Below are 21124 nucleotides of genomic sequence, written 5' to 3' on the forward strand. Positions count from 1 at the left end.
TCATCAAAACAGGGGTCAGAAGGGGAACTTTCAGACATCGCTGCAACAGCCCCCGATGGAAAGAGAATTAGTTGCCATGCAACTTTACGCCACTGGCCGAGTCATAGCGGGGATGTGGCGCAGTGTGCAGACTGTGCGCCGAACAACTCAACACCGACTTGGGGGATAGCCATGAGGATTTCCGGCATGCGGAGAGAGGTTGTTGGGGCGATCGTTGCCATCGGCGTATTGGGGGTGCCGGCGGTGGGGGCCGCTCGGGCCGACACCGTGCCGGGTGGCGGCGTCACAGTGGCGGCGTCGCGGGAGACGTCGCAGACGGTCGGGCCCGAGGACGACGGCTGGGGCTGACCCGGGACGATGTGACGCGCACGTGCAGGGAGGCAGGCCACCGCGACCCGCGGTGGCCTGCCCCTTTTCGTGCCGCCGCCGTTCCGGCCGCCCCGGGCTCCGGGGCGGCGGGCATTTCCTTTTCCCCGGGCCGCGCCAGAAGGAATCCGGCCATAATCCACTGGTTCTCCAGTGCGTGATGCAGGGCCCGTTGCGAAGTGTCCCGTGCGAATGTGGGGGAAGCGGCGGGACTTGTGGGAACGGTCATGTATTCCCCTTGCCCCCTTACCGGGGCGGCGGCATTTACCGGAACGTGGCATTCTCCATGGACTCGCGCCGCGACGGGGCGTGGCGGCGTGCTCAATTCCCGTACGACCGCGCCGCACCGCCGCCCGTGATCCCGCCCCGCCACAACCCCGCCCCGCACCGCCGCCCGCCCCGCACGCACCCCGGCCTGTGTCCACCGCCCGCACCCCAGCCCCGCACGCACCCCGCCCTGTGTCCGCCGCCCGCACGCCCACCCCGCCCGCACCCCGGCCTGTGTCCACCGCCCGCGCCCCAGCCCCGCACCCCCTCGAACCGGCCACCCCGCCCCGGCGCACCGGCGACAGCCGGCCCGCCCGCGGGTGGCCGGAACACGCGGTCGGCCGGGTCGGGTCCTGGTCAGGCCCCCGGCACGGCCGGGGCGGGCCAAGCCGTGCCGGGGGGGGCAGGCTGGGCTGGGTCGGACAGGGGCAGGCAGGGTCAGGCCGGTCGGACGGGTGGCTGGGGGTCTGCTTCCAGGCGTATCGGCGGGCCGTCGGCGGGGACCAGGACGACCGGGCCGCCGCCCGGGGCGCCCACGTCGCCGACGACGGCGGCCCCGCGCCCGCGCGGATCGGCGCGCACCGCCGCCAGCAGCGCGTCCACGGCGTCGGCCGCGACCACGAACAGCGCGCAGCTCGCGGTCGCCGCGTGCACCGGATCTACGCCGAGCACCTCCAGGGCGATACGTGTCTCGTACTGGACCGGCAACGCCGCCTCGTCCACCCGCAGCCCCCGGCCCGTCTCCTCGGCGTACGCCCGCAGTACGGCCGCGAGCCCGCCGCGCCCCACCGCGCGCACGGCCCGCAGCGCCCCCTGCGGCACCGCGTCGCGCGCCCGCGCGTACAGCCCGGTGAGCGGGACGCAGCCGCCCGGGACCACACTCTCGTAGCCCAACCCGGCCCGCACCGACAGGACATGGGCCCCGAAGGCGCCCAGCGGGGCGCTGAGCACGAGACGGTCGCCCGCCGCGGGCCGCGGCGGCGCCGCGGGCGGGCGGAGCAGGCCCAGTCCGGTGGTGTGCAGGTAGATCTGGTCGGCCTCGCCCGCCCGCACCACCCGCGCGTCGGCGTCCATGACGACCACGCCGGCCGCGCGCACCGCATCGCGCACGGAGTCGGCCACCCGCCGCACCTGGCGCAGCGCGAGGCCCGCCTCGACGACCGCCGACAGCGACAGGCCCACCGGTTTCGCACCGGAGGCCGCCAGTTCGTTGACGGTGGCGCACACCGCGGCGTGGCCGATGTCGCCGTCACCGTAGAAGGGCGGGTCCACGACGCAGACCCGGGACACCAGCGTCACCGTCCCGCCCTCCAGCGGCGGGCACGGAGCGCATACGTCGCCCAGCGCGGCACGCAGGAAGGAGCGCAGGCCACCCGCCGCGCCCTCGCAGTCGTCCGGCAGAGCCACCTGTGCGGTCACCCCACCTGTCCTACGGGCGATGGCACCGGCACGGCACCTGCCGGGCACGGGTGGTGGGGTGCCGGTGTGCAGGACAGGGGCACCCCCGGGCGATCCCCCGGGGGTGCCCCGAGGGTGCCCCTAGGGGAGGGGTGCCTGGTGCCGGCCGGTGACCACAAGTGGCGCTTTAGTCCGTCCGCCGAGTCTGACCGCCCACCCCCGCAGCCTGTCCGAGGAGCCCTGGACATGATGACTCGTACCTCCGGACAGGCGGCGTGTGCCTCAGAGTTGCGTGGCTGGCTGACGGGGCGGCTGGCGGTCTACCTGGCCCGTCCGCAGAGCAGCATCGACCCTGACACGCCGCTGGCCGAGTACGGCATGGACTCGGTGTGGGCGCTCAGCCTCTGCGGTGACCTGGAGGAGGAGAAGAACCTGATCGTCGCCCCGACCCTGGTCTGGGACCACCCCACGGTCAGCGACATCGTCGCGCACCTCGTGCGGTGCGCCGCGGCCGGCGCGGGCCTCCACGCACCGTCACCGCCCGCGCAACCCGCACTGCCCACACAGCCCGCGCAGCTTCAGCAGCCCAATCAGCCGGCGCGGTCCGAGCAGCCCACACCGCCCGCACCGCCCGCACAGCTTCAGCAGTCCAATCAGCCCGCGCGGTCCGAGCAGCTCGCGCAGGCTGCGCGGTCTGAGCAGCCCACACAGCCCGCGCGGCCCGAGCAACTCGCGCAGCCCGCGCGGCCCGAGCAGGCCGCGCAGCCGTCGGGAGCCGCGCCGCCCCCGGCCGCCCACCCCGGCGCCCAACGGGCCCACTGATCCGCCGGCTTGCAGGGGGGGCGACCCCCGGGGACGGGGGCAGGCGGGCGGCGGCTTCAGGGCCGCTTAAGTCACAGTCCGTAGCTTCCGGGCGCACACCGCGGCGGGGGTCCGAGCCAGAGCGCCCGGCGCGGTGCCGGTCGGTCAGTCATGAGGGGGAACATGTCGACGGATCCGCGGGCGCTCCATCCGGCCGCCGAACTGGTGGGCCGCGAACTCGACCTGATCGGTGTCCAGGGCAGACTCCAGGACCCGGCGGCCCGCCTGATCACCCTGACCGGGACCGGCGGCGTGGGCAAGAGCCGGCTGGCCGCCGAGGCCGCCCGCTCGACGGCCGCGCTGTTCCCGGGCGGCATCCACCCCCTGGACCTGCCCGCCTGCGCTGACCTGGAGCAGGCCCTCAAGCACATCGACCGGATCGCGCGGGAGGCGAGCGGGCGCACCCTGCTCCTGGCCGACGGCGTCGAACACCTCGCGGGCGACCTCGCCCCCGCCCTGGCGGGCCACCTCGCCGAGACGCCCCCGCTCACCGTCCTGGCCACCGGCCAGGAGGTCCTGCGCCTGTACGGCGAGCGGATCGTGCCCGTGGCACCGCTGCCGACACCGGGAGCACTGCTCGACCCGGACGTCGCCGACGTCCAGGACAACCCGGCCGTGCGCCTGTTCACCCACAGCGCCCACGAGGCCAACCCCGCCTTCGCGCTCACCGCGGAGAACGTCGAGGCCGTCGTCGACATCTGCAACCTCCTCGAAGGCGTCCCGCTCGTCCTGGAACTGGCCGCCCGCCGCCTGCGCCTGTACCCGCCGCACGAACTGCGCGCCTGGCTGCGGCGCGGCGGCGACAGCCACCTGCCCGGACCCGTCGACGTACCGCCGCGCCAGCGCTCCACCCTGGCGATCGCCGACTGGAGCTGCCGCGGCCTGGACCACGGGCAGCGCCTCCTGCTCGGCCGGCTCGCCCTGTTCCAGGGCGGCCTGACCCTGGCCACCGCCGAGAAGGTCTCCCCCCTGGGCGCGGGGGAGACCGCCGTCGCCCTGGAGGCCCTGCTCGACCGCAACCTGCTCACCCTGGAGGAGAACCCGCGCACCGACAGCCGGCTGACCATGTCGCGCACCCTCCGCGCCTACGGCCTGGCCCTCCTGGAGCGGGCCGGCCCCCAGCAGGCCGCCGCGGCCCGCCAGGCCCATGCCCGCTACTACCAGAAGCTGCTGCACACCATCGAGGGCCGCTTCCAGGGCTCCGAACAGCAGCGCTGGCTGCGGGCCGCGGCCGCCGAGCACGACAACGTCCTGGCCGCCCTGCACCACCTCAAGGACCAGCACGAGCAGCCCGAGCAGCCCGAGCAGCCCGGCGGGCCCGCGCTGCTGGAGCGGGCCGCCCTGGTCGCCGCCTGCCTCTACCCCTGGCTCATCCGCGGTGAACTCACCGAAGGACTGCGCTGGTTCGACTCCACCGGGCGGGCCCTGCAGACAGCCGACGGCGAGGAGAGCGAGGAGCGGCTGCGGGCCCGCGCCCGCCTGTGCACCGGGGCGGGCGTCCTGGCCGCCGCCCTGGGCGACCACGACGGCGCCGCACACCGCCACCGCCGCGCCGTCGACCTGTACAAGCGGCTGCGCGACCCGGGAGCCGGCGCGCTGGCCTCCGCCCGCCGGGGCCAGGCACTCTTCCGCTGCGGCGACCGGGCCATGGGCCAGTCCCTGCTGTCCGCCGCCCGCACCACCCTCAACGTGCAGGGAGACACCGCCGGATCCGCCGAGGCCGCCACCGCCCTGGCCGAAGTGCTGCTCGCCGGCGGCGAGGCCGACCAGGCGCGCGCCCTGCTGGAGCGGGCCGAGCGCATCCAGCGGCAGAACGGCGCCATCCGCGACCTGGCCCGCACCCTGTGCGTCGGCGCCCACCTCGCCCTGCACGCGGGCGACGAGAGCGGCGCCCGCGCCGCACTGCGCGAGAGCATCGGCCTGTACGAGTCGATCGAGGAGCGCACCGAACTGCCCGCCGTCCTGGACACCTTCGCCCTGCTCCTGCTCAAGAGCGCCGGCCGGCCCCAGCGCGCCACCCGGCTGCTCGCCGCGGCCCAGGCGCTGCGCGCCCGCACCGGCGCCAGAGCCGACGGCCCGGCCCGCGACCGGCTGGAGGCCGCCGTCGCCGAACTGCGCCGCCGGCTGGGCGGGACGGTCTTCGCCACCGCCTGGGCGGAGGGCCTGCGGCTGCGCCCGGAGGCGATGGCGGCCGAGGCGCTGGCCGTGACCGAGCCCGGCCGCACCGAGGACCACGGCGAGGCACACGCCCTGACCCCCCGTCAGCTACAGGTGGCGCTGCTGGTGGCCGACGGCCTGACCAACCGCCAGATCGCCCACCGGCTGGACATCGCCGAGTGGACGGTGGTCAACCACGTCCGCCACGTGATGCGCAAGCTGGAGTGCACCTCAAGGGTCCAGGTCGCCTGGGCCGTCGGCAGGAGACAGTGATGGTGACACCGCCCCGCAAGTCCCCCCGCACACCTACGCCGCCGCGCACGTCGTCGCCGCTGCCCCCGCCCTCGTACGAGGAGATGCCGCTCGCCCCCCGGCTCGCCGCCCTGCGCCCGCCCGCAGGCACCGCCCGCCTGTTCACGCAGCAGGGCTGGTGGCGCGCCGAGACCGTGCTGCACGACGTGTACCGCGGCGCGGCCCGGCACCCGCACCGCACCGCGATCGTCTCCCACCACGCGCAGCGCCCCGCCGCCGGCCGCGTGCGGCGCATCTCCTACGCCCAGCTCGCCGCCTGCACCGACCGCTTCGCCCACGCCCTGGACGCGCTGGGGGTGCGCGCCGGCGACCCGGTCGCCTTCCAGCTGCCCAACCGCTGGGAGGCCTGCGCGCTGCTCCTCGCCTGCCTGCGCACCGGCGCCGTGGCCGTGCCCGTCATGCCCGGCTACGGCGCCCGCGACCTGGCGGCCGTCCTCGGCGCGGCCCAGGCGCGGCTGTGCGTCGTGCCCGACCAGTGGGAGGGCGTGGCCCCCGCCCGCATCCTCGCCGGCCTCGCGCCCGCCCTGCCCTGGCTGCGCCACCGGGCCGTGCTGGGCGAGGCGGCCGGGGACGGCGCCCTGGACTTCACCCGGCACTTCCTGCGCACCCCGCACGAACGCCACCGCCCCGCCCGCCTGCCCCTGCCCCCCGGCCCCGCCGACCGGATCTGCCTGGCCGTCACCTCGCTGGGCCTGCACGCCGCCCACCACATGACCCTGCACACCCCCAACTCCCTGCACGCCGCCCTGCCCGCCCCCCACGGGGCGGGCGAGAGCGCCAGTTTCACCGCGCTGCCGCTGGCCGCGCTGCCCTCCCTGCTGCACGCGGTGATCGGCCCGCTCACCCGCGGCGCCACCGTCGTCCTGCAGGACCTGTGGGACCCCGAGGCCGCCCTGGACCTGATGGCCGAGGTCGGCGTGGGCCAGGTGTGCGCCACCCCCGCCCAGTGGGCCGAACTCGCCGCCGCCCAGGAGCGCAGGCCCCGCGCACTGGACGAGCTGCGCCACGCCGTCACCAGCGGCCCCGCGGAGATCCCCGCCGCCCTGGCCCGGCAGGTCCGGCACAGCCTGCGGGTGCCGCTGCGCGCCGCGCCCCGGCCCGCCTGGCAGCAGGAGGCCGGCCGCGCTCCGGGCGGGCCGGGCCGGGCGGCGTACGGGCCGTCCTCGCCGTCGGCGGTGTGGCGCCCGGACGGCGGCGGCCTGCGCCCGGCCTGGGCACCGGCCGGCGGGGCCGGTGGTGCCCCGCGGGCGGACCTGGACGAGACGGGCCGGGCGCGGCTGCGCACCGAGGAGGTCGGCGGCCTCTTCCTGCTGCCGGTCACCGAGATAGAGGAGCGCCTGCTGGCCCACCCCCGCGTCGCCGAGGCCGCCGTGGTGGCCTGCACCGATCCCCACCACGGCGAACTGGCCTGTGCCGCCGTGGTCCCCGACGGCGAGCCGCCCACCCTGCGCGAACTGCGCGAGCACCTGCTGGGCCAGGGCGTCGCGCCCGCGCACCTGCCCGCCCACCTGGAGCTCATGGGCGGCCTGCCGCGCGCCGCGAACGGCGAACTGCACCGCCGGCGCCTGCAGTTCGCACTCGCCCGCCGCCCGACCCGCTCCGCCTGACCTGCCTCCTCCCGCCCCGGCACCCGCAGGGGAAGAAGGCCGGTGCCGCGCGGCTGTTCGAGGTGATCAGGGTGGCTCGTCGCCGACGCCTCGGTGCTGCCGCACGTGACGGTCGCCAACACGATGGCCCCTCCATGGTGGTCGGCGAGCGGGCGGCACAGATGATCACGGCCGGACACTGAGCGGCCGACCGCCGGGGGAGGAGGAGTGGGAGGGGGAGGGGGAGGGGCCCTGCCGCTTGCCGAGTCGGCCTCAGGGGAACGGCGTTGCCCGGCGCGGTGGTCCGGCCAGGGCGGGGCGCACGGCGACGGCGATCTTGCCACGCGGGCATCGCGGGCATCGGCGGACCCCGCAGTCAGGGCCGCCTTTCAGCAGCGTGTGCGCCTGGGCGAGGCCGGCCGGCGGCAGTACGGCGCCGGTCACCGGCCGGAGCCTGCCCCGGCCGACCAGTCGGCCGAGGGCCGCGAGCTTCGCCCGGCCGGGGCTGACGAAGACGAGTGGGAGGCCGCGTTCACGTCCCACTCGGCGAGCAGGTTCTCAGGCCCGGGGAGGCCCACGACGCACACCACACGGCCCCGGCCGGCCAGGCCCTGCGGACCGCGGACGAGGGCGCGGCCGCCCACCGCGTCCGGTCTGGCGTCCACCGTGCCCGGTTCGGCGTCTACCGTGCTCGGTCTGGCGCCCACTGCGCCCGGTCCGGCGTCCACCGAGTCCGGTCCGGCGTCCACCGCGTCCGGTCCGGCGTCTACCGTGCCCGGTCCGGCGTCTACCGTGCCCAGTCTGGCGTCCACCGAGTCCGGTCCGGCGTCCACCGCGTCCGGTCCGGCGTCCACCGTGCCCGGTCCGGCGTCCACCGCGTCCGGTCCGGCGTCCACCGTGCCCGGTCCGGCGTCCACCGTGCCCGGCGGTCCGGCGCCCACCGCGTCCGGCCCGGCGTCTACCGCGCCCGGTCCGGCGTCTACCGCGCCCGGCCCGGCGTCCACCGCGCCCGGCCCGGCGTCCACCGTGCCCGGCGCGCGCACCCAGGCGCTCAGTTCTGGGCGGCGGGCCGCACGACGATCTCGTTCACGTCGACGTCCGCCGGCTGCTCGACGGCGAACGCGATGGCCCGCGCGATCGCCTCGGGCGAGATCGCGATGCGGTCCCGCATCTGCGCGGTTTGCGCTCTGACCCGCGTATTGGATGACGCGTCGGCGAAGTCGGTGGCGACCGCGCCGGGCGAGACGGTGGTCACCCGCACCTCCTTGCCGGCCTCCTGGCGCAGACCTTCGCAGATGGCGCGGACCGCGACCTTCGTGCCGGCGTAGACCGCCATGGCCGGCACGACGCGGAACGCGGCCGTGGAGGCGGTGGTGATGAAGTGGCCCGCGCCCTGCGCCCTGAAGACCGGCAGCGCGGCGCCGATGCCGTGCAGCACACCCTTGATGTTGACGTCGACCATCTGGTCCCACTCCTGGACGCGCAGATCGTCCAGCGGCGAGATCGTGCCGGCCCCGGCGTTGGAGACCAGGACGTCGAGCCGGCCGAACCGCTCGCCGGCCAGGGCGACCAGGGCGTGCAGGTCCTCGCGCCGGGTCACATCCGTGCGGATGTGCACCGCCGTGCCGCCCGCCTCCTCGATCCGCGCCACCAGCTCCGCCAGACGCTCCGAGCGGCGCGCCCCCAGCACGAGGCGCGCGCCCCGCCCGGCCAGCAGCAGCGCGGTCGCCTCGCCGATGCCGCTGCTGGCTCCCGTGATCGCCACAACTTTCCCGTCGATTCCCGACACGGCGTCTTCCTCATTCCCTCGTCGAATCCCGGTGAGAGCCACACGCCCCACCGGCACCCCGAGTCTGCGCCGGCCCTACCCTGGTATCCAGAGCGTGTTTATTCTGGAACTGAGGCATCCACCGTGGACAGACAACCTGAGCGGCGCCGTGAGCTGGGCGCGTTCCTGCGCAGCCGCAGAGAGCGGATCACCCCCGACGAGGTCGGGCTGCCGCGCACCGGCCGCCGCCGGACCCCGGGCCTGCGCCGGGAGGAACTCGCGCTGCTCGCCGGCATCAGCGCCACCTGGTACACCTACCTCGAGCAGGGCCGCGACATCCGCGCCTCGGACCAGGTGCTCGCCGCCCTCGCCTCGGTGCTGCGCCTGGACGGGCACGAGCGCGGCCACCTCTTCCGGCTCGCCGGTCACGCGCCCGAGGCGAAGGCCGCAGCACCCGAGCCGCTCGCCGCCGAGGTGGCGGCCGTCCCGCTGCTGCTGCAACCGCACCCGGCCTACATCATCGACGGCAACTACGACGTGCTCAGCAGCAACCGGGCCGCCGACGAGCTGTTCCCGAACCTCACCGCGGCGGCGGGCCGGCCCGCGAACCTCGCCCGCTGGGTGTTCCTGGAGCCCGCCGCCCGCGAGGTGGTCGTCGACTGGGAGAGCGAGGCGCACGGCCTGCTCGCCCGGCTGCGCACGCAGGCCGCACGCCACCCCGGTGACCCCCGCTACACCCGGCTCATCGACGAACTGCAGGCCGACAGCGCGCACGTGCGCACCTGGTGGCCCCGGTACGACGTGCAGGCCCGGCACAGCGGACACAAACGGCTGCGCTGCCCGCGACGCGGAACGCTCGACTTCGCCTACACCGCGTTCCACCTGGCCGAAGCGCCGGAGCAGACACTGGTGATCTACTCCGAAGTCACCTGACGCTGACGGCTTCAGGAGGCGGGCGCCTCCTCGGCCGGCACCCCGTCGAAGACCAGGATCCGGCCCCGGGTGTTGCGGATGCGCAGCGGCGCGATCGCCCGGTAGGCGGGCGAGTCGTACCAGCGCCCGACGGCCTCGGCGCTCGGGAACTCGATCACCCCGGTGAAGGCCTGCCCCTCGCCCTCCAGCACCTGGCGGGGTGCCCCGCGCACCAGGTAGCGGCCGCCGTGCGGCGCGAGGGTGGACGCCAGCTGCGTGCTGTAGGCGGCCACCTCCTCGGCGTCCCCGGTGAGCTGGGCTTCGGCTATGACGTACGCGGTCATCTCGCGGTCCTCTCTCGCATGTCACGGATACGGGGGCATAAAAAAGTCCCTCCGCGCCCCGAAGGGCGCGAAGGGACCGTCGTTGGGGCCCGCCGGGTCAGCGGCGGCCGGCGGAGACGGGGGCGGACACGCCGCGGGCGGCCGCGGGGGCCGCCGCACGCGTCAGGGCGGAGACGATCAGCACGGCGAACGCGCCGACGGCCGCGACCACCCGCACCACGTGCGCGCTCTGCCACTCATCGCGCACGTCCGCCCAGTCCGACGGCGGCGCCGCCACGTCCCAGTCGTTCTGGTCGCCGTTGATCGGCAAATTGATGGTCAGGGACACCACCAGCACCACGAGCAGCAGTGCGAGCGCCGCCACCGGCAGCCACAGCTGCCGGCCCCGCGCGCGCCGCGAGACGACGACCAGCAGGACGGTGGCCAGGATCGCCGGGATCAGGGTGGCCGAGGCCAGGGTGTCCAGGGCGTCCAGCTCGACCTGGCGCACCTGCGCGTACACCTTGGCGTCGTAGTCGCGCAGCGAGGTCTCCAGTACGAGGACGGCCACGAGGAACCCGGCGAAGATCCCCGCGAAGATCAGGCCCGCGAAACGCGCGACGGTGGCCAGGGGGCTGTGTGTCATTCCAACTCCTTGCAAGGGGCGGGGTGTTCGGCGAGGTTGTCGTGTGCTATCAGGTGCGGCGCCGCCCCGCGCACGGCGGTCAGGGAGGCCGCCACGGCACGGCCCACGGCGGCCGGGAACTCCTCGGCGGACCACGGCCGGCCGCGCGGCGCCACCTGGGTGGGCGCGGCGCGCTGGAAGCAGGCGCCCAGCAGCAGCGCGCCCGCCGCCCGCACATCCGCGTCCGCGCGGATGCGGCCGCGCTCGCGCAGCGCGTGCAGGGGGCGCACCACCGCCTCCAGCAGCTCGTCGGCGGTGGCCGCGGTGGCGTGCGGCAGCGGGCGCGGGGCGGGCAGCAGGGCCCGGTCGGCGAGCAGCGCGCCGAGCAGCGGCATGGACTGCTCGTAGAACCGCACCAGTTGGCGGGCCAGGCGCACACAGCACGCCTCGGCGTCCTCGTCGCGCACGGCGCCGGAAAGCAGCGGGCCCGCCATCGGCAGCCGCTCGCGCAGCAGCGTGTCCAGCAGGTCGCCCTTGCCGGTGAAGTGCTTGTACAGGGCGGCCTCGGAGCACTGCGCGCCGGCCGCGATGGCCTTGGTGGTGGCCGCGGCCAGGCCCCGGTCGCGCAGCAGGTGCTCGGCGGCGTCCAGGAGACGGGCCCTGGTCGGGTACGCGCGTACCGAAGTGGACATTCACTCACCCTTCCGCGGACGGGCACCGGCCGGCCGGTGCCTGGTGGTGCATCCGTGCCCGGTGGTGCATCCGTGCCCGGTGGTGCGGCTGGTGCCGGTGGTGCGGCGCCGGCCGCACCACCGCCTTTGCGCGCACCGCGCTCAGCCGCCCGTCTTCGCCGCCGGTGCCCGGCCCGACTGCCACACCAGGTCGAAGGTGAACCGGCGGATGCGCCAGCCGTGTTCGGTGCGTACCGTCTGTGCCTCCAGGTGTCCGCCGATGTCGAAGTGCCCGGCCGGCTCGTCTCCGTCGCGCACGTGCACGGCCATCAGGTGGGCCCGCACCCCGGCGCTGTCCCCGTCCAGGTCCACGACGTGGTTGGCGCACAGGTGATGGGTGCGCGCGAACGTGGTGCGCGCCGTCTCCTGGAACCCGGCCAGCCCCTCGATGCCCTTGAACTCCCCGAAGGGGAAGGTCAGGTGCACGTCGTCGGTGAACACCGAGGACAGCCAGGCGTCGTGGGAGCGGTCCTTGTCCAGATGCATGACGTAGCGGTCACACAACTGGACCACCTCCAGACGGTCGTTGAGCAGTCGCAGCTGATCGCGCAGCGCCGCCATGGTGGCGTCGTCCTCCAGCAGGGTCATGGTCGGTCCTTTCTTCGGTGAACGGCAGGCCCGTGCACGCCGGACAGGGGGGCACCCCCCGGGGTCAGGGGGTACGGGCGGGGATTCAGGCGGCACGCCGGAAGGTGCTGCTGCGCCAGGCCCGCGGCTCGAAGGCGGTGGGCTGCGCCCGGTACCAGCGCGCCGGGGCCCTGGGCCCCCGCGCGTCCGGCCCGGCGCCGGCGGCCGCCCGCAGCCGCAGCACCGCGATCAGCGCGGCGAGTTCCTCCGGGGTGGGATCGCCCCGCTCGACCCGCACCAGCAGCGCCGCGGACGGTTCCTGGCTCATGGGGTGGCTCTCCTTCACTGCGGGGGGTTGCCGTGCTTGCGGCGCGGCAGGCCCGCGTCCTTGGCCTCGAGCATGGACAGGGCGCTGATCAGGGCCGCCCGGGTCCCGGTCGGGTCGATGACGTCGTCGACCAGGCCGCGTTCGGCGGCGTAGTAGGGGTGGACGAGTTCGCGCCGGTACTCCTCGATCTTCTGCGCGCGCATCGCCCGCGGGTCGTCGGCGGCGTTGATCTCGCGGCGGAAGACGACGTTGGCGGCGCCCTCCGCGCCCATCACGGCGATCTCGTTGGTGGGCCAGGCCAGCGCGATGTCGGCGCCGATGGAACGCGAGTCCATGACGATGTACGCGCCGCCGTAGGCCTTGCGCAGCACCACCGAGATCCGCGGCACGCTCGCGTTGCAGTACGCGTACAAGAGCTTGGCGCCGCGCCGGATGATGCCCTCGTGCTCCTGGTCGACGCCGGGCAGGAAGCCGGGCACGTCGACGAGGGTGACCAGGGGGATGTTGAAGGCGTCGCAGAACTGCACGAACCGCGCGCCCTTCTCGCTGGCCCGGATGTCCAGGACCCCGGCCATGGCGGCGGGCTGGTTGGCGACGATGCCCACCGTGGCGCCGTCCAGCCGGGCCAGGGCGCACACCAGGTTCGGCGCCCAGGCGGCGTGCACCTCCAGGTACTCGCCGTCGTCGACGACCTCCTCGATCACCTCGCGGATGTTGTACGAGCGGTTGCCGTCGCCCGGCACCACCTCCAGCAGGGCCGGGCACTGCCGGTCCACGGGGTCCTCGCCGCGGGTGCGCGGCGGCAGTTCCCGGTTGTTGGAGGGCAGCATCGAGATGAGGTAGCGGACCTCGGCCAGGCACGTCTCCTCGTCGTCGTAGGCGAAGTGCGCCACGCCGGAGGTCCGGGCGTGCGTGTCGGCGCCGCCGAGCCCGTTCTGGCTGATCTCCTCGCCCGTGACCGCCTTGACCACGTCGGGCCCGGTGATGAACATCTGCGAGGTCTCACGGACCATGAACACGAAGTCGGTCAGCGCCGGACTGTAGGCGGCGCCGCCCGCGCACGGGCCGAGCATCACACTGATCTGCGGGATGACCCCGGAGGCCTTGGTGTTGCGCCGGAAGATGCCGCCGTAGCCGGCCAGCGCCGAGACGCCCTCCTGGATGCGGGCGCCCGCCCCGTCGTTGAGGGAGACCAGCGGCGCGCCGGCCGCGATGGCCATGTCCATGATCTTGTGGATCTTCGTGGCGTGCGCCTCGCCGAGCGCGCCGCCGAAGATCCGGAAGTCGTGCGCGTAGACGAAGACGGTACGGCCCTCCACCGTGCCCCACCCGGTGACCACCCCGTCGGTGTACGGCCTCTTGGCCTCCAGGCCGAAGCCGGTGGCCCGGTGCCGGCGCAACGCCTCCACCTCCCGGAAGCTGCCCTTGTCCAGCAGCAGCCCGACGCGCTCACGCACCGTCAGTTTCCCCTTGGCGTGCTGGCGTTCGGTGGCCGCCGCATCGGGGCCCTCCCGCACCTCTTCCTTGATCTGCCTCAGCTGCTCGACGGCGTTGTGTGGGCTGTCCATCGCTTCACTCCTCCCCGGGCCGCGCCGCCAGCTCGGCCAGCTGCGCCGCCAGCTGCGCGGGCGAGTCCTCGCGCAGCAGGTCGTGCGCCTTGAGCCGGACGTCCAGGGCCAGCTCGAGGCGCCGTTTGAGGTGCAGCGCGAGCAGGGAGTCCACTCCCAGGTCGCGCAGCGGCCGGTCGGCGTGCACACGGTGGGCCGGGGGCACGCCCAGGGCGTCCCCCAGTGCCCGGCACAGCCAGATCCGGACGGCCCGGGTACGCCGCTCACGGTCCGAAAAGCGCAGCGCGGGCAGGTCGGTGGGCCAGACGAACAGCACAGAAGGGTCGCAGGGAGCCATGGTCGTGTCGCTTCCGTCGAGTGGGGCGAGGGCGCGGGACTGTGCGGGCGATGACGTGGTGCTCGCGGGCACGTGGTGCCGGTGCCCGCACGCGGTACGGGCGAGGCCCGGTGCGGGCGGGCGGGGTTCAGGCGGCTGTGGCCCGGCGTGCGGGCGCGGCCGCACGCCGGGCCAGGCACTCCTCCAAGAAGGCCAGGGCCCGCAGGTGGTAGATGCGCGCCGACCAGCCGAGGCTGATGTTGTGGCCCGCGTCCGCCTGCCGGTCCACCACCAGGGGCTCGGCGGCGCACAGGTGGGCGCGCAGCTCGGCGAGGGCCGCCTCGTCGTGGCGCCACCACGCCTCGTGCTCGGCGAAGGTCAGCCGGGTGGGCACCCGCACCCGCGCCGCCAGCCGCGCGAAGGAGGCGGGCCAGCGCCGAGCCTCCACGCGCTCGCGCACCGGCATGGTGGTGACCATGTCCGCGCAGCCGCGGAACGTGTCCGGCGGATACAGCCGCAGCGCACCCCAGTTGTGCCGCCAGTGCCCGTGCCCGGCCGCCGAGGGCAGCTGGGCGGCGGGCACGGCGAAGCGGTGGCCGCAGCCGGAGATGTCCAGGCCGAGCAGCGCGGCCGGCAGCGCGGGCCCGGCCGCGCACGTCAGCGCCAGCTTGCCGCCGTAGGAGTGGGCCAGCACGAACACGCCCGCGCCCACCTCGTGTTCGGCGGCGAAGCGGGCCAGGGCGGCGCGCACCGTGCGGGCCTGCGCGGCCAGCGTCTGGCCCCGGGGCAGCGCGCCGGCCGAGGCGCCGTAGCCGGGCCGGTCCAGGGCCAGCACCTGATAGCCCAGGCGCATGCCCAGGGCGAACAGGGACTGGTCGGGGTGCGCCTGCCCGTCGAAGTAGGCGGCGCTCATGCCGCCGCCGTGCAGGGCCAGCACGGTGGCCCGCGGCGACGCGCCCGGCGGCGTGCCGAGCAGGGCGGACAGCGCGATGCCCGCGGCGTCCAGGGTGATGCCCCGCACGCCGCGGGAGCGGGGCACCGGCCCGCTCACGGCACCCGCACCTGTGCCGTGCCGGACCGGGCCCGGCCACCGCCCGCACGCGGCGGCCCGAACCAGCGCTCCAGCGCCGCCCGCAGCCCGGCCACATCCGCACCGCCGGCCCCGCTCACGGCCCCGGCCGGGGCCGGGGCGTCGGGCGCACCCGCACCCGCACCCCCGGCCCCGCTCACGCTCGCGGCCCCGGCGCCGGTCTGGCCCGCGGCCTGGGCCCCGCCGTCGTGTGCGGCCCAGGCCACATAGCCGTCCGGGCGCACCAGCAGCGCGGCCGTGCCCCCCAGCGTGGTGTCCTGCCCGTCCGGGCGCACCGTCACGGTGTGCACCTGCTCCTGCCAGGGCGCCGCCGCCGCGCGCAGCACCGCACTGTCGGCGAGGTCCAGCAGTACCCCGCGCGCCGGGTGCAGCAGCTCCATGGTGCTGGTGGGGCCCTGCGCACCGTGCAGGGTGCGCGGCGGGAGGCGGCGGCCCACCAGGGGATGCTCGCCGGGCATCGTCGTGTAGTGGATGTCGACGCCGCTGACCAGCCCGGCCAGGTGCCGTTTGACGTCGTCGTACTGGATGAGTTCGCCGAACAGGGCGCGCAGCGGGTCCATCTCGGGCCCGCCGACGAACAGCATGCCCTGCGCCCGGGTGTTCATCAGCAGGCGTGCGCCGGCCGCGTGCCGCTCCTCGTGATAGGTGTCCAGCAGGCCGTGCGGGGCGCTCCCGCGCACGTGGGCGGCCAGCTTCCAGCCCAGGTTGGCGGCGTCCTGCACGCCGGTGCTCAGGCCCTGGCCGCCGGCCGGCAGGTGGATGTGCGCGGCGTCCCCGGCCAGCAGCACGCGCCCGCGCCGGTACTCGGTGACCTGCCGCGTCGCATCGGTGAACGAGCTGACCCAGTGGGCCCGGCCGCCGCTGATGTCCTCCCCGGTGATCCGCCGCCAGGCCTCGGCGACCTCGGCGAAGGACACCGCACGCTCGTGCTCGTGGGCCGGGGCCCGGTCGGGCACGACGATGATGCGGTCCACGCCCTCGCCCAGCGGCGCGGCCATCACCATGCCGTGCTCCAGGCGCTCGCCCAGAAACCGGGGCCGCAGCGCGCACCCGGCCACATCGGCCAGGTACATGGTGCGGGTGGCGCCGGTGCCGGGGAAGGAGAACCCGGCGGCCCTGCGCACCGCGCTGCTGCCGCCGCCGCAGCCCACCAGGTGGGCTGCGCTCAGCCGCTGCACGCCGCGCGGGGTGGCGACCGTGATCTCCACCTGCTCGGCGCCCTCCTCCAGTTCGAGGAACTCCCAGCCGCGCCGCAGATCGGCGCCCAGGGAGATCACCCACCGCTCCAGGACGTCCTCGGTGCGCGACTGCGGGATGCCGCGCGCACCGAAGTGGGCGTCCTCGAGGACGGTGTAGTCGAACTGCACGCCGCCGAAGTGGCCCAGCGGCGCCACCTCCAGGCCCTCGAAGTGGGCCAGCAGCCCGCGCTGGTCGAACACCTCCATCGCGCGGGCGGTGAATCCCAGCCCGCGGGACTGCCCGGTGGGCTGTTCCAGGCGTTCCACCACGATGACGTGCGCCCCGCCCAGGCGCAGTTCTCCGGCGAGCATCAGCCCGGTGGGGCCCGCCCCGACCACGATCACGTCCGCGTCCATGCTGGACCTTCCTTCGATGTCCGGTGCGATGCCCGGCCCGCGTCAACGGTCGCCATGCCTCAGCCGAAGAGCCGGGCGATGTGCGGGGGCGCCTGGGTGCGGCCCCACTCCAGGGCCTGCCCCAGCAGTTCGGGGGTGGCCTCGAAACAGCGGTTGTCCGGGTCGCCGAGCTCGAACGGCGCCGGCAGGAACGTGGCTTCGCGCACCCGGGCGAAGACGCGCCGGGCCGCCTCGCCGGCCGCCAGCTCGCCGGCCTGGACGGCCATGCAGGTGGTGCGGGTGAAGGCGAGCAGCGCGCTGATGTCCTCGCCCACGGGGGAGGGCAGGCCCGGCGTGCTGGTCTGTTCCAGGTCCCGCAGGATCTGCTCGTCGTGCCCGTCCATGAACCTGCGGTAGGCCCGCTCGACGGTCATCGTCGGCATGATGCTGGTCGCCTCCCACACGCGCAGCACCGCGTTCCACAGGTCGTAGTGGCCAAAGCCCACGAACGAGCTGTAGACGAGATCGTCGTGGACGTCGTACAGGCCCTGCTGGAGCCGGTCGATGTAGGCGAAGCGTTCGGTGGACCAGTCGCCGTCGCGGGAGGCCTCGATCAGCCGCCAGGCAAGGGAGTTGACCACTTCGAGGGTGTTGGTCAGGCCGCGCGAGTACAGCGCGTCGGTGAACCCGGCCGCGTGCGCGGTCAGGCAGTAGCGCTCGCCGACGGTCTGCGTGGAGGAGTACTGCAGGCGTCCGGTGCTCACCCACGGGCGTACCGCCCGCGCGCCGGTGAACTGCTCGGCGATCTGCGGGAAGCGCGCCAAGAACGCGTCGAACTCCTGCTGCGGCGTCGCCTCGCCCACCGGGTGGGTGCGTTCGTCCAGGGTCAGGCCCACACTGCACAGCGGGCTGAGGGCGCCCTCGTGGTTGTCGAAGGGGATCACCCACAGCCAGCCGCCGTCGAAGACGTGGTGCAGCGTGCCGTGGTGCCAGGGGCTGGGCTGCTTGTGCCCGGCGGCCGAGGGCGCCTGGTCGTAGGGGGTGACGCCCACCATGTGGGTGAACAGGGACCGCGAGTGGTGGCGGGCCCGGGTCGGCTCCTCGCGCAGCGCGAACTTCTCGGCGACGGGGGAGCGGAAACCCCCGCAGTCCACCAGGTACTTCGCCCGGTGCTCGCGGCCCTCGGCGCAGCGCAGCAGCACCCCCTTCGGGCCGGTCTCGATGTCGGCGATCCGGGTGCCCAGCAGCGGTGTGGCCCCGTAGCGCACCGCCAGGTGGAAGAGGTAGGCGTCGGTGTCCTGGCGGAAGAGGTGGTTCTCGGTGCGCTGCCACTCGGGCACCACCAGCTGGTTGATCTCCTCGGGGTTCTGGTCCTGGCCCTGGCGGTGGTAGACGAAGCCGAAGTTCTGCTTGCGCCCCGACATGGGGGAGACCTTGTCCTGGACGCCGCGGAAGGAGGCCAGCGCCTCGATCTCCGGCACCCGGTAGCGTTCGGCGACGATGCGGGTCATGGCCGAGGTGTAGGGGATCGTCGACTCGCCCACCGCGAAGCGCGGGTGGACACCGGCGTCGATCAGCAGCACCTTCACGCCGTTGCGGGCCAGCACCGCGCCCAGCAGGCCGCCCGCCATGCCCGCGCCGAGGATGGCCACGTCATAACCCTCGTGGCCCTCATTGCCCTCGTAGAGCTCGTGGCCCTCGTGGTCCTCGTGGTCCTCGTGGTCCTCGTGGTCCTCGGGCGTGCGGTCGGTGGTGTTCATGGCTCACTCTCCAAAAGCGGGGGACGTCACGGGCAGAGGGGCAGAGGGGGCAGGGGGCGCCGGACGGCGGGCCGACGGGCTCCCGAACCAGCGGGCGAGCGCCGCACGCAGCGCCACCTCCCGGCCCTGGTCCCGGCCCCGGCCCTGGTCCCGGTCCTGGTCCCGGCCCTGGTCCTGGTCCGGGCTCTGGTCCTGGTCCGGCCGCAGCCAGGCGATGTGCCCGTCGGGACGCACCAGCAGCGCGTCGAGGCCGTGCAGAGGGCCGGGCTCCTCGGCATCGGCGCAGTGCGCCGCCACCCAGGTCACCCGGCCCTGCCAGGGCGCGGCCACCGCCCGCAGGCCCTCGGCCCGCGGGCCCAGGGCGAGCAGCACCCCCCGCCCGTCCCGCCACAAGTCGGCGCTGTCCAGCGTCTTTTGACCGGACGACAGCCGGGCGTACGGGAGGCGGGCGCCCAGCAGCGGATGGGTCGCGGGCGCGGCCCCCATGTCGTAGCGCACGTCGAGACCGGAGATCATCGCGGCCAGGTGGCGGCGGACGTCCTCCTTGGGCAGCAGCTCGCCCAGCAGCGTGCGCAGACAGGCCGACTCGGCGCCGCCGAGCAGCAGTTGCGCCTGGGTGCGGATGTTGTCCAGGACGCGCCGGCCCACCGCGTGCCGCTCGCCGTGATAGCTGTCCAGCAGCGCCTCCGGCGCCCGGCCGCGGGCGACGGCGGCCAGCTTCCAGCCGAGGTTGACCGCGTCCTGAAGGCCCAGGTTCAGGGCCTGCCCGCCGACCGGCATCTGCTGGTGGGCGGCGTCGCCCGCGAACAGCACCCGGCCGTGCCGGTAGTGCTCCAGCAGACGGCAGGCGTCACCGAAGGAGTTCACCCACCGCGGCTGCCCGCCGCTGATGTCCTGCCCGGTGACCCGCTTCCACACCTGGCACACCTCGGCGAACTCCGGCTCACCGGTACGCGGTTGGGCCCGCACGCCGAACTCGTGCACCATCACCCGCGTCACCCCGTCCGCGCGCCGGGCCGCGATGGCCAGGCCCGCGGGCAGCCGCTCGAAGCGGCGCTCGGCGATGTCCAGTCCCGCGACGTCGGCGCGCAGCAGTTCACGCCCCGCGTCCTGGCCCGGAAAGGCGGCGCCCAGCAGCCGGCGCACCGTGGAGCGCTCCCCGTCGCAGGCGGCCAGATACCGGGCGCGCACCCGCACCGGACCGCCGGGCCCCGCCGCCACCACCTCCACACCCTTCTCGCCGGCGCGCACCGCGCGCACCGTGTGCCGGCGCCGCAGCCGGGCGCCCAGCCCCTTGGCCCAGTCGCCCAGCAGCTGTTCGGTGCGGGTCTGCGGCACCTTCCACTGCCCGGGGAACCTGCCGGGCAGCGTCAGATCCAGTGGCGCCCCGCCGAAGTGCCCGCGCGCCTGGCACGGCGGTGTGCCCAGCGCGCCGAGCAGGCCCCGCGCCTCGAAGATCTCCATGGTGCGGGCGTGCAGCGTCGAGGCCCGCGACTGCGTGGTGGGGCCCTCGCGCTCATCCAGTACGACCACGTCGGCGCCGCCCAGGCGCAGTTCACCGGCGAGCATCAGCCCCACCGGCCCCGCGCCCACCACGACGACGTCGCTCACCAGCACATCCACGGCCATGGTCAGCGCTTCTCCGCGTAGTCCTTGGCATGGCCCAGGGTGGCCCGGCTGTTGGCGGACAGCGCGCCGTGCACGTACTGCCGGGCGTCGGCGACCGTGGCGTCCGCGCCCAGGATCCGCGCGATGTTCGCCGTGTTGAGGACCACCGTGTGCTGCGAGGTGGCGGTGGTGCTCCCGTCGGTGCCCTCGGTGAACGTCCAGTGCCCGGTGTGCAGCGTCATCAGCGCGGGCAGCGTCACCTGCTTGTAGGCGATCTTGTGGTGAGGGAAGCAGACGCGGTACGAGGTGGTGGTGTGCACCGAGCCGTCCTTGGCCCGGGTGTCCATCTCCAGGCGCTGCAGGCCCGGGGTGTTCTCCTCCAGGCGGACGCTGGCCACGTGTGGCAGCCGCTCGGCCCACAGGCCCGCCTCGTTGACGAAGTCGTACAGGTCCTTGGCGCTGCCCGCGACCTGCACACTGTCCTCGAAGGAGAACGTCAGCTCCTCATCGGCCAGGGCCAGTTCGACGTTCTCCTTCAGTGCGGCCAGCTCGGCGAGGGAGTTGCGCTCGACGGCCTCGTCGATCCATGTGAGGCCCGCCGGGTCGTCGTCGATGGCCCGGTAGTCGTGCAGCAGCCGGATCCGCGCGCTGTCCGCGGCCAGCGGCTCGATCAGCCAGGTGCCGCCCATCGCCGCGACCGGCGGGGCGGAGACCTCCTGGCGGAAGCCGATCCGCAGGTTCTCCGGGTCCAGGGTGCGGCGCGAGGTCCACTGCTTGGCCTCGCCGTTGGCCGTCGCCCAGATCCGGATCCGCTCGCTGCGCCCGCCCTTTTCGACCTGGTCGACGTGGAGGGTGGGCGGGAAGATCCGCGGCCAGTTCTCCACCTCGGCGATCAGCCGGTAGACGGTTTCGGCCGGGGCCGCCACCGTGATCTCGTGCTCGACCTCACGCGTCGTCATGGTCCACTCTCCTTGGTCTGTTGACTGGTGGGGGCCGGCCGGTGCCGG

The 21124-nt window shown here is 74.9% G+C and carries 20 protein-coding genes; 5 read left to right on the top strand and 15 right to left on the bottom strand.

Translation table 11 applies throughout. The features are described from left to right. Positions 1-186: 186 nt before the first annotated feature. Positions 187-348, top strand: a complete 162-nt coding sequence (locus AB0N81_RS12565; protein WP_365357752.1) for a hypothetical protein — start codon at positions 187-189, stop codon at positions 346-348. A 723-nt stretch (positions 349-1071) separates the two neighbouring features. Here AB0N81_RS12565 and AB0N81_RS12570 read toward each other — a convergent pair. Further along, positions 1072-2052 carry an AIR synthase-related protein gene (locus AB0N81_RS12570; RefSeq protein ID WP_365357753.1) on the bottom strand — a complete coding sequence of 327 codons (981 nt, stop codon included), beginning with the start codon at positions 2050-2052 and terminating at the stop codon, positions 1072-1074. A gap of 225 nt (positions 2053-2277) precedes the next feature. On the opposite strand from AB0N81_RS12570, the gene AB0N81_RS12575 reads away from it, so the two are divergent. From AB0N81_RS12575 to AB0N81_RS12585, 3 genes are all read left to right on the top strand, one after another. Then, positions 2278-2853 (top strand): acyl carrier protein, encoded by a 576-nt coding sequence (locus tag AB0N81_RS12575; RefSeq protein WP_365357754.1) that lies wholly within the window; start codon positions 2278-2280, stop codon positions 2851-2853. Between the two features lie 162 nt (positions 2854-3015). Beyond that, complete coding sequence (locus AB0N81_RS12580; RefSeq protein ID WP_365357755.1) at positions 3016-5322, top strand: LuxR C-terminal-related transcriptional regulator; 2307 nt, start codon at positions 3016-3018, stop codon at positions 5320-5322. Next, positions 5322-6968 carry an AMP-binding protein gene (locus AB0N81_RS12585; protein ID WP_365357756.1) on the top strand — a complete coding sequence of 549 codons (1647 nt, stop codon included), beginning with the start codon at positions 5322-5324 and terminating at the stop codon, positions 6966-6968. Before AB0N81_RS12580 ends, AB0N81_RS12585 begins: the two co-directional genes overlap by 1 nt. Before the next feature lie 419 nt (positions 6969-7387). On the opposite strand, the gene AB0N81_RS12590 is transcribed toward AB0N81_RS12585, so the two are convergent. Further along, complete coding sequence (locus AB0N81_RS12590; RefSeq protein ID WP_365357757.1) at positions 7388-7990, bottom strand: hypothetical protein; 603 nt, start codon at positions 7988-7990, stop codon at positions 7388-7390. An 8-nt stretch (positions 7991-7998) separates the two neighbouring features. Next, complete coding sequence (locus AB0N81_RS12595; protein ID WP_365357758.1) at positions 7999-8736, bottom strand: SDR family oxidoreductase; 738 nt, start codon at positions 8734-8736, stop codon at positions 7999-8001. 123 nt (positions 8737-8859) lie between these two features. On the opposite strand from AB0N81_RS12595, the gene AB0N81_RS12600 reads away from it, so the two are divergent. Next, the gene (locus AB0N81_RS12600) at positions 8860-9648 is read left to right on the top strand and encodes a helix-turn-helix transcriptional regulator (RefSeq protein WP_365357759.1); all 789 of its coding nucleotides are present in this window, start codon (positions 8860-8862) and stop codon (positions 9646-9648) included. 11 nt (positions 9649-9659) lie between these two features. On the opposite strand, the gene AB0N81_RS12605 is transcribed toward AB0N81_RS12600, so the two are convergent. The 12 genes from AB0N81_RS12605 to AB0N81_RS12660 form a co-directional block, all read right to left on the bottom strand. Beyond that, positions 9660-9971 carry a DUF1330 domain-containing protein gene (locus tag AB0N81_RS12605; RefSeq protein ID WP_365357760.1) on the bottom strand — a complete coding sequence of 104 codons (312 nt, stop codon included), beginning with the start codon at positions 9969-9971 and terminating at the stop codon, positions 9660-9662. A 97-nt stretch (positions 9972-10068) separates the two neighbouring features. Then, positions 10069-10596, bottom strand: a complete 528-nt coding sequence (locus tag AB0N81_RS12610; protein WP_365357761.1) for an anthrone oxygenase family protein — start codon at positions 10594-10596, stop codon at positions 10069-10071. Next, positions 10593-11267 carry a TetR/AcrR family transcriptional regulator gene (locus AB0N81_RS12615; protein WP_365357762.1) on the bottom strand — a complete coding sequence of 225 codons (675 nt, stop codon included), beginning with the start codon at positions 11265-11267 and terminating at the stop codon, positions 10593-10595. The genes AB0N81_RS12610 and AB0N81_RS12615 overlap by 4 nt, the downstream gene beginning before the upstream one ends. 141 nt (positions 11268-11408) lie before the next feature. Beyond that, the gene (locus AB0N81_RS12620) at positions 11409-11894 is read right to left on the bottom strand and encodes a nuclear transport factor 2 family protein (protein ID WP_365357763.1); all 486 of its coding nucleotides are present in this window, start codon (positions 11892-11894) and stop codon (positions 11409-11411) included. 85 nt (positions 11895-11979) lie between these two features. After that, the gene (locus AB0N81_RS12625; protein WP_365357764.1) at positions 11980-12201 is read right to left on the bottom strand and encodes an acyl-CoA carboxylase subunit epsilon; all 222 of its coding nucleotides are present in this window, start codon (positions 12199-12201) and stop codon (positions 11980-11982) included. Between the two features lie 14 nt (positions 12202-12215). After that, entirely contained in the window at positions 12216-13769 is a 1554-nt protein-coding gene (locus AB0N81_RS12630) for an acyl-CoA carboxylase subunit beta (RefSeq protein WP_365357765.1), read from the bottom strand. Between the two features lie 4 nt (positions 13770-13773). Further along, a complete protein-coding gene (locus AB0N81_RS12635; protein ID WP_365357766.1) occupies positions 13774-14178 on the bottom strand; it encodes an acyl carrier protein in 405 nt (134 codons plus the stop codon). A 55-nt stretch (positions 14179-14233) separates the two neighbouring features. Beyond that, positions 14234-15136 (bottom strand): alpha/beta fold hydrolase, encoded by a 903-nt coding sequence (locus AB0N81_RS12640; RefSeq protein ID WP_365357767.1) that lies wholly within the window; start codon positions 15134-15136, stop codon positions 14234-14236. After that, positions 15133-16770, bottom strand: a complete 1638-nt coding sequence (locus AB0N81_RS12645; RefSeq protein WP_365357768.1) for an FAD-dependent monooxygenase — start codon at positions 16768-16770, stop codon at positions 15133-15135. Before AB0N81_RS12645 ends, AB0N81_RS12640 begins: the two co-directional genes overlap by 4 nt. A 59-nt stretch (positions 16771-16829) precedes the next feature. Continuing rightward, complete coding sequence (locus AB0N81_RS12650; protein ID WP_365357769.1) at positions 16830-18509, bottom strand: tryptophan 7-halogenase; 1680 nt, start codon at positions 18507-18509, stop codon at positions 16830-16832. Between the two features lie 3 nt (positions 18510-18512). Next, positions 18513-20138, bottom strand: coding sequence for an FAD-dependent monooxygenase (locus AB0N81_RS12655; protein WP_365357770.1), 1626 nt, complete (start codon positions 20136-20138; stop codon positions 18513-18515). Positions 20139-20140: 2 nt separating this feature from the next. Further along, positions 20141-21076: an aromatase/cyclase gene (locus AB0N81_RS12660; RefSeq protein ID WP_365357771.1), complete on the bottom strand. Its 936-nt coding sequence runs from the start codon at positions 21074-21076 to the stop codon at positions 20141-20143. Positions 21077-21124 lie beyond the last annotated feature (48 nt).

This window comes from Streptomyces sp. NPDC093510, assembly GCF_040683555.1.
Lineage (GTDB): Bacteria > Actinomycetota > Actinomycetes > Streptomycetales > Streptomycetaceae > Streptomyces.